This window comes from Leptospiraceae bacterium, from assembly GCA_024233835.1.
Classification (GTDB): Bacteria; Spirochaetota; Leptospiria; order Leptospirales; family Leptospiraceae; genus JACKPC01.
The window spans coordinates 594,148-606,280 of record JACKPC010000001.1 but is presented as its reverse complement, the minus strand read 5'-3'; the positions used below and the strand labels follow the sequence as shown (position 1 = coordinate 606,280).

General features: G+C 37.0%; 10 protein-coding genes. 8 read left to right on the top strand and 2 right to left on the bottom strand.

Annotated features, from left to right (window positions below; translation table 11 throughout):
- Positions 1-50 precede the first annotated feature (50 nt).
- The 4 genes from H7A25_02860 (at position 51) to H7A25_02845 (ending at position 5,010) form a co-directional block, all read left to right on the top strand.
- Positions 51-251, top strand: a complete 201-nt coding sequence (locus tag H7A25_02860; GenBank protein ID MCP5498819.1) for a hypothetical protein — start codon at positions 51-53, stop codon at positions 249-251.
- Positions 252-501: 250 nt separating this feature from the next.
- On the top strand, positions 502-1,800 hold the full coding sequence (locus H7A25_02855; protein MCP5498818.1) for an FAD-binding oxidoreductase: 1,299 nt from the start codon (positions 502-504) through the stop codon (positions 1,798-1,800).
- Between the two features lie 1,578 nt (positions 1,801-3,378).
- Positions 3,379-4,524: an adenylate/guanylate cyclase domain-containing protein gene (locus H7A25_02850; protein MCP5498817.1), complete on the top strand. Its 1,146-nt coding sequence runs from the start codon at positions 3,379-3,381 to the stop codon at positions 4,522-4,524.
- A gap of 51 nt (positions 4,525-4,575) precedes the next feature.
- The gene (locus H7A25_02845) at positions 4,576-5,010 is read left to right on the top strand and encodes a DUF1499 domain-containing protein (protein ID MCP5498816.1); all 435 of its coding nucleotides are present in this window, start codon (positions 4,576-4,578) and stop codon (positions 5,008-5,010) included.
- A 37-nt stretch (positions 5,011-5,047) separates the two neighbouring features.
- Here the strand turns inward: H7A25_02845 and H7A25_02840 are convergent, their stop codons facing one another.
- Complete coding sequence (locus H7A25_02840; protein MCP5498815.1) at positions 5,048-5,809, bottom strand: SDR family oxidoreductase; 762 nt, start codon at positions 5,807-5,809, stop codon at positions 5,048-5,050.
- A gap of 269 nt (positions 5,810-6,078) precedes the next feature.
- On the opposite strand from H7A25_02840, the gene H7A25_02835 reads away from it, so the two are divergent.
- The 3 genes from H7A25_02835 to H7A25_02825 are packed head-to-tail and all read left to right on the top strand — an operon-like array spanning position 6,079 to position 10,591.
- The gene (locus tag H7A25_02835; protein MCP5498814.1) at positions 6,079-8,139 is read left to right on the top strand and encodes a SpoIIE family protein phosphatase; all 2,061 of its coding nucleotides are present in this window, start codon (positions 6,079-6,081) and stop codon (positions 8,137-8,139) included.
- Positions 8,140-8,160: 21 nt separating this feature from the next.
- Positions 8,161-9,147 (top strand): NAD-binding protein, encoded by a 987-nt coding sequence (locus tag H7A25_02830; GenBank protein MCP5498813.1) that lies wholly within the window; start codon positions 8,161-8,163, stop codon positions 9,145-9,147.
- The gene (locus H7A25_02825; GenBank protein ID MCP5498812.1) at positions 9,131-10,591 is read left to right on the top strand and encodes a hypothetical protein; all 1,461 of its coding nucleotides are present in this window, start codon (positions 9,131-9,133) and stop codon (positions 10,589-10,591) included. Before H7A25_02830 ends, H7A25_02825 begins: the two co-directional genes overlap by 17 nt.
- A gap of 34 nt (positions 10,592-10,625) precedes the next feature.
- Here the strand turns inward: H7A25_02825 and H7A25_02820 are convergent, their stop codons facing one another.
- On the bottom strand, positions 10,626-11,195 hold the full coding sequence (locus H7A25_02820) for a hypothetical protein (GenBank protein MCP5498811.1): 570 nt from the start codon (positions 11,193-11,195) through the stop codon (positions 10,626-10,628).
- A 116-nt stretch (positions 11,196-11,311) separates the two neighbouring features.
- Here H7A25_02820 and H7A25_02815 point away from each other — a divergent pair, with 116 nt between their 5' ends.
- Positions 11,312-12,076, top strand: coding sequence for a hypothetical protein (locus H7A25_02815; protein ID MCP5498810.1), 765 nt, complete (start codon positions 11,312-11,314; stop codon positions 12,074-12,076).
- Positions 12,077-12,133: the final 57 nt, after the last annotated feature.

Here is a 12,133-nt window from a genome sequence, read left to right as displayed (position 1 = left end):
TCTGCCTGAAATGAAAAAACCTTAAAAATAGATCATATTGTTATTGCTGCATGATACTCTGGATAGATGCACAACTGTCTCCTTCTCTAGCCGTATGGATTCAAGAGGAATTTCGGATAGAAACCTATTCTTTGAAATATATAGGTTTAAGGGATGCAAAAGATAGTGACTTTTTAGTTTTATTAAAAAAACTGCATTCTTCACCCAAAATAATTTTAGTTACAGTTGGAAATACATCTTCTGAAAGATAGGGAGAGGTAGAACACCAATCCCTGGTCAGGGATCGGCAAAGGTATACAACAGCAACTTATTAGATTATCATAACATTAGAAGAAGCAATCTCTTAACCCCACGTTTCAACGCGGGGTTCTGGGGATTATTACGAATCCCTAATATCTAATGCCGAAACACTAAAATATGTGCTTGCGACACACAAAAAATTAGATAATTACTCAGCGAAAAAAGACTCGCTTTTTGACTTTGGTGGAAAAACCTTTGAGTATGAAAATCTGGGGCTGGGGTAAATACCCTGTTATTACATCCAAAACTTTCGCTCCTCGAAGCGAAGAAGGTATAAGGACTCCTCTCGGTAAGGGTTTTAATGGCATACCGAGGGCTTTTGGAAGGAGCTACGGGGATAGTTCCCTTGCTGAAGAGAACATTAACACTTTCGGGATGGGGAAAATCCTGTCGTTTAATGAAGAAACCGGTCTACTGCACTGTCAGGCCGGTTTTAGCCTTGAGGATATCCTGGAATTTGCGGTTCCAAAAGGCTGGTTTTTACCCGTAACTCCGGGAACCAAACATGTCAGCCTGGGAGGAGCCATAGCCAGTGATGTGCACGGTAAGAATCATCACGTAGAAGGGTGCTTTAGTGAACATGTGAAAGAACTGAGGCTTATGCTGGCAGATGGAAGTGTCGCGCCCTGTTCTCCATCCGAACATCGTGAGCTATTTCTGGCAACCTGCGGGGGCATGGGTTTAACAGGTGTAATTCTGGATGCCAAAATCCAGCTAAAACCCATTAAAAGTTCTATGATTCAGGAGAATATATACAAGGCTCGAAACCTCGATGAGATACTGGATTTTTTTGAAACCTATGAATCGTTTACCTATTCAGTTGCCTGGATAGATTGTTTGAGTACAGGTAAGAAATTGGGCCGTTCTCTTTTAATGATAGGAGAACATGCAGAAGAAGGAGGACTTGATGTTCATCCGGATCCTAAATTAGTAGTTCCTTTTGAAATGCCCTCTTTTCTTTTGAATCGCCTGTCTATCAGTGCGTTCAATAACCTTTATTACAACAAAGTTCTAAAGAAAGTCACCAAGCATGTGGTTCATTATGAACCTTTTTTCTATCCTCTCGATGGAATTCGAAACTGGAATCGTATGTATGGAAAAAATGGCTTTACCCAATACCAGTTTGTTGTTCCCAAAAAAACCGGAAGAGAGAGTATGCGAAAAATCTTAGAAAGGATCGCTAAATCTAAGAAAGGTTCTTTTCTTGCCGTCTTGAAAGCATTTGGCAAGGGTAACGAGAACTATTTGTCCTTTCCGATGGAAGGCTATACCCTGGCTCTTGATTTTAAGTTAGAAAAAGGATTATTTCCTCTTCTGGACGAGTTAGATGAAATTGTTCTTGAATATGGGGGCAGGGTCTATTTGACAAAAGATGTACGTATGTCAGAACAGGTTTTTAAGGCTTCTTACCCGAACTGGAAAAAGTTTATGGAAATTCGCAAGAAGTTTTCTGCGGATAAAGCCTTTAACTCTCTGCAATCCAAACGTCTCGGGCTCTAAGGGTTACCCGACTTCTGTCCAAACTGCATTTTTCTAAGCCTTTATGATAGGACACAAAAGGGAATAAAAGAGGGTACAGAGGAAGGCAGAGACAGGGTCAAAAACTGTGAAAAGCGAGCCGAGCATAAAAAAGCACTAAAAACTGCAATCCATTAAAAAAAATAAACCTTTCCATTCAGGTGATTTCCACTGCTCGAACTCCCGGAAGACTATTTAGAGAGGTTTTTTATGCTTCGGACCCAGGTTTACACTTTTTATTAGGAATGTATTGACTTAAAAGATTTTATTTTCTACAGTACATACAGGATGGATAATAAAAAGAAATTACTCTGGAGTATTTTACTCGGTTTTATTCCCGTTGTTTATACCCTTTTTCTCTTCCTGAATGGTTCCCTCGACTCTATGGAAGACGGCATTATCGATAAGAAATTCAACCTGGTTAATCCGGGAAAACAAATTTCAGATAAAATCATTATCGTGGATATTGATGAATATTCTCTCGGTAAATTTGGGAATAATGAAAAATACGGTAGATGGCCCTGGAAGCGGAATGTTTACCCGGAAATTTTAACCTACATTGCTCTCGGTGGCCCAAAAATGATCCTTTTTGATATCATGTTTCCGGGTGAATCACCGGAAGATGACGACTTTGCCATGGTGAATGAGCAAATCCCTTTTATTTCCCATGCGGTATCTTTCATGAAGGAAGAAACCGATGTGCAGAAAGAAGAAGTAAATGCCATGCTTCGAAAAAAAGCCATTCAGGTGGAGGATATTGGCAATACAATTGAGAAATATCGAAAAGTAATCCCACCGGTAGGAAACATCGGCTATAAGGCTCCCCATTTACACAGTGTTACTTATAAATCAGATCCGGATGGAATTGCTCGGAAATATAAATATCTAATTAACTATGAAGATAAATATTATCCTTCTCTTGCCTTAAAAGCCATAGATGCACTAAAGCCAATTAAATCCTATTCTCACTCTAAAGACAAACTTGTCCTTAAGCATGAGAATGGAGAGACGACTGTAATTCCTCAGCACGACAGTAAATACAGGCTTTATTATTATCCCAAAAATGAAATCTACGATCCGTATAGCCTGAAAAAGATTTCTATTGGTTGGATTATTGAATCCCTTAGGGATCTGGAAGAAGGTAGAATTACCAGCTACGATGACCAGAAAATTCATCCAAAAGAATACAGAGACAAAATTATCATTCCAAAAAAGCTTCAGGGTAGACTACAAATCCCTGCTGAACTCAAAGGAGTTACCCTGATAGCAGAAGATCTGGAAGGTAAGATTCTCATGCCTCCGATGTTTAATGGTAAGATTATTTTACCTGAGAAATACCTTCGCTACGTAAACATCCCTAAAAATGATAAAGAACTAAGAGATGCGGTTTTTGTTCCGGAAGATATTATCTCTCCTGAAACCTTTAAAGATAAAATTGTTTTAATCGGAACCTCTGCAGCGGCTACTTATGATACGAAAACAATTCCTTACGGACAGATTCCCGGGGTTGTTATCCACGCCGTGGCAATTTCAAACGCTATTAAGAAAGATTTCATCCACATGATTTCTCCCTGGGTAACATTTTTCGTAGTTATCGTGATGACTTTCATTTCAGCAGTCCTTCTGGTAACCTCAAAAACTATCCTGAATCGTATCCTGATGCCATTTACCTTTATTGTAGGATACAACTTGATCAGTTTCTTTCTCTTTAAATACAATATGAACCTGAATCTTTCGATTTTCTCCATATCCTATCCCGTAACCTTTGCGGTATTTCTCGGATATATGATCCTTATTGAAGGAGCGGAGAAAAGAAAATATAGTAAGATTCTTGGAAACATGGTAGACCCGACAATTGTAAGTGAAGCTTTGAACGACCTCGAAACCCTGAAGAAAGGGGGAGAGATGGAAATTACCGCTTTCTTCTCCGATGTAGCGAGTTTCTCTACCATCAGTGAGCAGCTTTCTTCTGAGGATCTGGCAGCCCTTTTAAATGAATATCTATCTGCCATGACCATTATCCTCAAAGATAATCGGGGAACCCTGGATAAATACATCGGGGATGCGGTTGTAGGTATTTTTGGTGCTCCGATTGCTACTCAATCTCACTTTCTCGATGCTGCCAAAGCTACTCTCCAGATGCTGGAAAAACTGGAAGACTTGAAAAAATACTGGCAGGCCAATAACCTTTACTGTAAGGATGCCCAGAATATGAATATTCGTGTGGGTTTAAACACAGGCCTCGCAAAAGTAGGCTTCATGGGAACCGATACACTCGCTTCTTATACCATGATGGGTGATACGGTAAACCTGGCAGCAAGACTTGAGGCTGCGGGGAAAGACTACGGGGTAAGTACTCTCGTTAGTTCCATGACCCAGGAGAAGATTAAAGATCAAATTCTGACCCGTGAATTGGACGCTGTCGTGGTGAAAGGAAAAACTCTTCCGGTTCATATTTTTGAGATAGTAGGAATCCGGGGACAGGTTCCGGACAATCTGGTTCAGGCCACCGCTTTTTATGAAGAAGGCTTTCAGCTTTATTTAAACCGGGAATGGGATAAGGCCATTAAGAAATTCAAGGAAAGCTCTCAGGTAAAAGGAAAAAAAGATAAGTCCGCTGAAATGCTGATAGAGCGCTGTGAACTTTATATAGCCGATCCACCTCCGGAAAACTGGAATGGAGCTTTTGTTAGAACCCATAAGTAAAACGATTGGAGAAAGTAAGGTGAACTGCCTTACTTTCTTTTTATAAATATGCTGGAACAGGCAGCAATTATCTTTTTCATTTGTTGTTCGAGTTTTATCGGGCCGAGAACAGGAGTCTATGAAAATGAGTTGAACTATTGTCCTCCCACACCTAATTGCGTATCTTCCCAGAGTTGGAAATGGAATTATATACATAATATCCGTCCCTATACTTATAAGGATCTCAATCGAGAAGAAGCCTTTCAGAAGTTAAAAACCTTATTAGATAGTAAGGAAAATGTGCATCTGGCGGAAGTTCAGGAAGGGAAATATATAAAAACCTATTATTTTACAAAGGTTTTTCGGTTTCCGGATAAGGTAGAGTTTTTATTTGATGAATCCAAACCGGAAGTACAGGTTCGCTCGGCTTCGGTTTTTGGAATCTGGGATATTTTCCACAACCGGATTCGCATTGAATATATCCGTCGTGAGCTGGGCTGGGAATAAGTTCATGACCGGCATTCACCGGCCATGAGAAAAGAAATTACATCCCTATTGCAGCACCACTATCCACTCTCAGAGCGGTTCCGGTAACACATTTAGAATCATCACTTAAGAAGAAACGTACTGCATTTGCAATATCTTTTGGAGTTACATGGTAAGCCAGAGCTTTTACCTTATCCAGTTCAGCCTGAACAGCCTCCGGCAGTGCATCGGTTAACTCAGTTTTTACGTAACCGGGACAAACCGCATTTACTAATACACCACGACTGGCAAATTCACGAGCGGTTACTTTTGTAAAACCGATTAAACCTGCTTTAGCGGAAGCATAGTTTGCCTGTCCGGCAGAACCAACGAGACCCGCAATAGAGGATATATTCACAATTCTTCCGGAAGGAGCTTTCATGATTAATTTACTGGCTGCTTTTGTCATAAGGAAGGGCCCCTTCAGGTTTACATCAACTACCAGATCCCACATGTCTTCCGACATACGGAGTAAAAGAGTATCACGAACTAAACCGGCATTGTTTACCAGAAAATCAATCCTTCCGAACTGATCTTTCGCGATTTTTGCTACGTTCTCACACTGCTCTGCATTGGTAACATTGGCTGCTACACCAATAGCCTTCACACCGTAAGCATCCGCTACTTCTTTCGCTGCTGCATCACAGGCTGCCTGGTCAAGGTCAACCATGATGAGAGTTCCGCCACCTTCTGCAATCCTGTTACAAATGGCTCTTCCGAGGCCTCTGGGAGATGCTGTACCGGTTACTATCGCTACTTTGCCTTCAAATTCCTTTACCATAAAATCCTCTGTTATTGATATATTCTGTCTGCTAACTTAAAGCAGAAGGATGATTTATATGTAATTACACATATTAAGCCTTAAACCCTTTTTAAGATAGCCTGTAAAATTATAAACTTTTTTTTACTGAAAAATCTTTCTTAATGCCTATCTGAAAACGTGATTTTAATCAGACTTCAATTACCTTCTAAAAATCCTTTCTAAAACTCTTTTTTAATTGATTCCCTTATATTAATCAAATATAAATGTATTTACTCAAAATATTTCAGATGGATCCGGTCACAAGAGAAAATAAAATACAGATTCCCTACCAGCCAGAAGTCTCCGTTCGTCGTATTCTCAGGATTTTAAACCTTTTTCGTAAAAAGAGCGAGGGATATTCTATCGAAAACCTTTTAGGAGATGTTTTAAATAAAAGTATTATCGATAAAATGGTTAAGGATCAAAATTTTTGGATACCCCTGGAAGTAGAGGAGCAAATTATAAAAAAACTCTCTTCTATCAGGGATATTAGTGAAGAAGTTATACTGGCCGGTAAAGAGGTTTTTTTTGCAATTGTTTTTGAATTCTTACCTCCACATGATCAGGAAATAGAGTTATTAGAGCTTTTATATAGACTTCCCCTTATTTTTAATCGATATAATCGCCTGATTCAAATCATTCCCCATACCTCAATAAAAGAGCATCTACAATATACATTTTCCTCTACCGGCAATAAAAGAGAAAAATGGTATGACCTACTTTTCTTGTATGGAATTCTCGAAGCCTGTTTTTCTCTTTATACAGTAAAGGAATCTTCTTTTAGCCTTGTTGATCAAAGACAGGAATTTCCTTATCTCAAGCCCTATTTTCAAATACCTTCCGAGTATGCCGGAAGAAAAACCCTGATAGAGATCACCTGGCCTGAAAATATAAAGCGTGTTTCTCGAACTGACTTTTCTTATGAACCCATACAACAAACTATCAATAGAACATTTATTGTTTCTTCTGTAGATACCCTGGAAGAAAAAGAATCCTATTCTTTGATTGATGTACAAAAGTTAATAGAACAATCAGAAAAGCTATATCTGGAAAAGCGTGACCTCGAAGCGGCTGTGGAAGTCCTCAGTTTGTTAAAAAATGAATTAATGCTGAAACAGAAGTCTTTAACTAAAGATTTAAAAATGGCAAGAAATATTCAGATAGGAATCATTCCACAAAAAATTCCTGACTGGAGAGGAATTCAATTTGGTATTATGTTTAGGCCCATGCAGGAAGTGAGTGGGGATTATTACGATTATTTTAATTTTGAGAACAACCGCCTCGGTATTTTACTGAGTGATGTTTCCGGCCATGGAATCCCGGCTGCATTTATAACAGCTATATCTAAATTACTATTTTCTAATAATAAACAGGATACTCCTTCCGAAATATTCGGGCATATAAATTATGAACTGATTGATCTCATTAAAAAGCAGGGTTATCTCACCTGCTTTTATGGTATTATCGATTCAAATTATGAAATCACCTACGCTCTTGCCGGTCACCCCGGTCCAATCTTATATCGTTATGAAACTGGTGAAATTTTAATGTTAGATGGAGAAGGAACCTATCTCGGTATTTTTGAAGAAGCAAGAGAATTTTATAAAGATTATAAATTAAAGTTGGAGCCGGGCGATAAAATATTCGTATATACAGATGGAATGTTGGAAGGCAAAAGTGATACGGGAAAAGAATTTGATCTGGAAGTATTAAAAGAAACTATTCTAAAAACACGTGACCTGGATGTAAAAAAGACTACTGAATTTATTGAAACAGAATATCGCAATTTTTGTAGAGGTACCGATCAAAGTGATGACGTTACTCTGCTGGTTTTTGGTTTAAGTCTGGATATGCATCGTCTCGAAGAATACATTACCCTTGCGGAAGATTATGCCTTTGATTCCAATTACAAGAATGCCTGTGAATTATTAGAAGAAGCTTATAGTTTATTCCCTAATGATTCATCAATTCTTTTAATGCTCGGAAACTATTATACAAGAAGACGTATGTTTGATGAAGCTGTGCATTACATCGAAGATTATAATAAAATAAAAAAGAAAAATCCAAGATCTTACCTTTTATTAGCATACTGTCATTACAAAAGAAAGGATTATCAAAAAGCCGAGATTGACCTTTATCGATCTATTTCCTTAGATCCACAAAACCGAAGAGCTCTCAACTTATTATTCCTGGTTTCCGTTCGGGAAAATCTCATCTCAAAAGCAAAAAACATTCTGGAAAAAATAAAGCTTCTGTATCCGGATAAAAAACTAACTCAGCGTTTTGAAAATTACATGAAGAATAAATAAAACCTGCGTTTTTTAGATTATATGTTATTATCAGAATATTTGAAAAATTTCATAAGACCCTTTATTTATCTTGTTGTTCTTTTGTTAGTGGGTACATCCGGTTATCGAATCATAGAAAAGTGGAATACAATTGATTCTCTCTATATGACGGTAATTACAATCACGACAGTTGGGTTTGGAGAAATTCATCCCATGTCCAATTCAGGAAGGCTTTTTACTATTGGACTTTTAATTGGAGGCGTGGGATTTTACGGGGTTGTGGCTAATAGTTTAATTAAAAATTTTATCGAAATAAAATTCAAAGATATGGTTGCGAGCTTGAAAATGAAAGCTAAAGTCGAAAACATGAAAGACCATTATGTAATATGTGGTGGTGGACGAATGGCTGTTGCTGTTGGGAAAGAATTGGAACGTTCCCGGAAAAAGTTTGTCTTTATTGAAAATAACCCGGATGCACCCGTAATGGAAAAGGAAGGAGACTGGCCGATTATAAAAAAAGATGCACTACTGGACGAAACCCTTGAAGAAGCCAGGATAGAATACGCAGTAGGACTCGCCGCTGTTTTGCAATCTGATTCTGATAATTTGTATGTTGTGCTGTCGGCAAGAAGATTTAATCCGAATCTATATATCGTTACTCGAATTTCTTTTGAATCTACCCAATCAAAAATGTTACAAGCCGGGGCAAACAAAGTGGTATCTCCTTATGTAATGGGTGGAAGGCAAATTGCCCGAAGTTTTATTAGTCCCGAAGTCAGTGAATTTTTAGAAATCTTTATGGATAAAGCCAGTATTGACTTTGAATTTAAACTGCATGAAATTACAGAAGGAGATCCAAATTTAAATCGTAAGATCCGAGAAGCAAATTACCGGAACGAAGGATTTATGGTAATTAGTATTCGCACAAAAGAACAAAATATGATCTTTGCTCCTGATGCTGAATTTGTTCTGGCAAAAGGTTCTGAAGTTTTACTTTTAGGCAGGGTATCCGTTGAAGATTCTAATTAGGTGTTTTTTATTTACTCTGATTCTTTCTTCCTATATATATCCAAAACCAAATCATTTTAAGGACATCGTAAAAGTAATAGAAGGAAAAGATAAAGGCTCAAGTCAAGAACTTTTAGCTTTGGCGGAAAACATAATCAAGAAAGCCAGTTATGATGAACATACAGAAAAATTTCATAAATACCTATCTAATAGTATTGAACGCTTTGAGTTCAAAGACCTGTATGAATCGGAATACCTTTCCGATAAAGGAAGTGGATTTCGGGGTGTAAGTTATAAGGGAAAAAATAAAAATTCAGGTTATCATATTGGAATTATTCAAGGAAATATTGAAACCGTAAGCCTTGACAGCAAAGGAGATTTTGTAGCCGAATTTTTATTACGTAGAAATAAAAAAGTTTCAACGAAATCAAAAAGCTATTCGAATTCAGAATCCTATACAGGAAAAATTTCTTCAAAAATGAACTCCGGTAAAGCTTCACACCGACAGGCTCTTCTATTGGCAGAAGCTTTACTTACTGTACTTAGTTCTTCGAATATTTCAGAATTACTTTATCCGAAAGTACGAAGACTGTTTTCTAATTTAAAAGATGAAAATTCCATCCGAATCCTTGGAGATTTTGAAAACTCATATTCAAATCTTTCTTCTTTCTTGAATCAATATGTAAGTTTAAAAAGTCTACTTTTTACAGGACCTGAAAAAAGTACCGGGATTAATATAAAAGGTAATTTACGTTTACCTTTTATACGTAGAGACTTTCCTTATATGGGGGATTATCTGGATGATCTTGAAAGTTTAGGTTCTGTACATATAACTCTCTATAACCAACAAAGACATAAACTTCTTAGTTTCAGTCTTTTTAGTGAAAACCTCGAATTTAATTGTAGGCTTTATACCCTGGAAGGTAAAGTAATACCTTTCAGTAAAACGAAACTTTATTTGGCTGAAGCCTTTCTTCCTACTCAACTGAAGCAATATGTATTTCAAATACATATTTCATTTCAAATCAATGTATACGGACTTTATTTCAAGAATAATAAAGTTCTTGTGAATGCAAATTTTTCAGATAAGTCAGAAAACGGAAAACTCTCTTTTAAATTGCAGAATATTGCTCCGACTCAAGTAAGTGGTGGATTTTCACACATAGTTCCTGCCTGGTTAATTGATATGTTTATACCCGGTAATATAGAAGAACTAATTCAACATTTCACAGAAACAATGGTAAGAGCAAATTCGGGTACAGGAAGTTTTGTTCATTTAGGTTTTACTAAAAAAGACTCTTTCCTCTTTAGAATACAGGCAGAGAGTGAATTCTTAAATAATTTCTTGGTACGTTTTGGATTAAAAGTATGGAACTATAGAATCTTACCTTATGAAGAAGCCAGAGATGATATTCGAAAATTCTTACAAACTGGAATTCATTTCTTGATGAAGGATCTCCGGTAGACAGTAAGTTTTATCTACTGCCTACCCCAATAATTTATAAATAAACCAACCTGAGATAATATAATTCCTCGCCTTTGGTAAATACTTCCACCTGTGGTTTTGGAAAAGTCTTTTTATCATATATCTCATAGCTGCCGGGAACTATAGGTCCATTATCTTTATACTCCTTTTTAGCTTCCCTTTCCAGCTCTTTTAGAATTACAAAATAAATGGTTTCCCCGGTTGCAAGATTAATTCCAGCAACTACAGCATTTTCTTTGTCCATGTAAATGATTCTGGTTCTTGTGTCCTGTAAAGGATCTGTCTTAAAAATATATTGTTTTACTGTTTCGAGATCAGGAGTGGTAGTTTTTAGTTGGAATAGAGAGCTTACAAGACCCTGCTTTATAAGCTCAGGTTTTACATTAATCAGAGAACGCTTATTTTTTTGAATCATAGCCTTCTTCGATTCGAATTCTCCTTTTTTCCCCTCATACTCCCCTTTTTTTGACTCATACATTTCCATAGCACGCTTTTTTAATTCCGGATTTTCTTTAATTTGCTTATTTACGGCGTCACAGGAGATAAGAAAGATTAGTGGTAATGTGAATAAAAGATATTTCATAAAGTTTCCTCAGGACACAGGCTATTCTCAGAGGAGATTTTTGTCACTTCGAAACTGTTTTTCAGTTTTTTTAAAAGAAAGATTTACTCCAAACCTTATTTATCGATAATAATACTATGGATGGATCCAAACATAAACCCCTGCTAAACCGTTCTGAGCTAAAACAGATTAAGCGCTCCCGTTTGCGCGTCGGGGGAAAGAAAATTGTTACGGATGATGTAAACAAATTAAAATCTCTGAAAGTTCAGCCTGAACTGAGTGAAATTGAAGCTCTGCAATACTATAAGGAGCCTATATGGATTGAGTATTATATTCCGAAGGAATCTCGCTTTGCCCTGGAAACCAAATTCATGTATATTTTTTTACCTCCTATTGAACCTCGTAAAGATAGAGACAAATTCTTAAAAGATGCCATAAAATCCGGTTCTTTTATGGATATTTTAAAGCTCAGCAAGAGTAATCCGGATATGCAGGAGGAATTTGCGAAGTCATATCAAAACTTTATGTCTATCTTAAAAACTATCTCAGATTCGGTAATGCAATTTATTGTCACAGACAACTATGAGCACCTAAAGATTCCCTTATACTTAACAGAAACGATGATGCAATACGAACCAACCGTTGCCAGTCTTGAATATTTTGGAGATTATGCTACTTATAATTTGAACTGGCTTATTAAAAAATTAAACTTTGGTAAAATTGCATTTTCCCTTGAAGATAAAACGATTTCTTTTTTAATCAAACGCAGAAACGCTTTTTGGGAAGAGAAAGAAAAAGAAATGGACGAAGACTTTGAAATTTTATCCGCGCTTTTTTACGAGCAGGCTTATCCCCATCGTGGTGCTGAAGAATTAGAAGAACATGATTTTCTTCTTGATTAACTCTTTTTATATATAATACTATACATGAATTTTCGAGATCATTAAGCTGGTCTTATA

Excerpts from the sequence above, each read along its gene's own strand:
- H7A25_02860 (MCP5498819.1), top strand. The coding sequence starts at position 51 with ATGATACTCTGGATAGATGCACAACTGTCTCCTTCTCTAGCCGTATGG.
- H7A25_02855 (MCP5498818.1), top strand. The coding sequence starts at position 502 with ATGAAAATCTGGGGCTGGGGTAAATACCCTGTTATTACATCCAAAACT.
- H7A25_02850 (MCP5498817.1), top strand. The coding sequence starts at position 3,379 with ATGATTTCTCCCTGGGTAACATTTTTCGTAGTTATCGTGATGACTTTC.
- H7A25_02840 (MCP5498815.1), bottom strand. The coding sequence starts at position 5,809 with ATGGTAAAGGAATTTGAAGGCAAAGTAGCGATAGTAACCGGTACAGCA.
- H7A25_02835 (MCP5498814.1), top strand. The coding sequence starts at position 6,079 with ATGGATCCGGTCACAAGAGAAAATAAAATACAGATTCCCTACCAGCCA.
- H7A25_02830 (MCP5498813.1), top strand. The coding sequence starts at position 8,161 with ATGTTATTATCAGAATATTTGAAAAATTTCATAAGACCCTTTATTTAT.
- H7A25_02820 (MCP5498811.1), bottom strand. The coding sequence starts at position 11,195 with ATGAAATATCTTTTATTCACATTACCACTAATCTTTCTTATCTCCTGT.
- H7A25_02815 (MCP5498810.1), top strand. The coding sequence starts at position 11,312 with ATGGATGGATCCAAACATAAACCCCTGCTAAACCGTTCTGAGCTAAAA.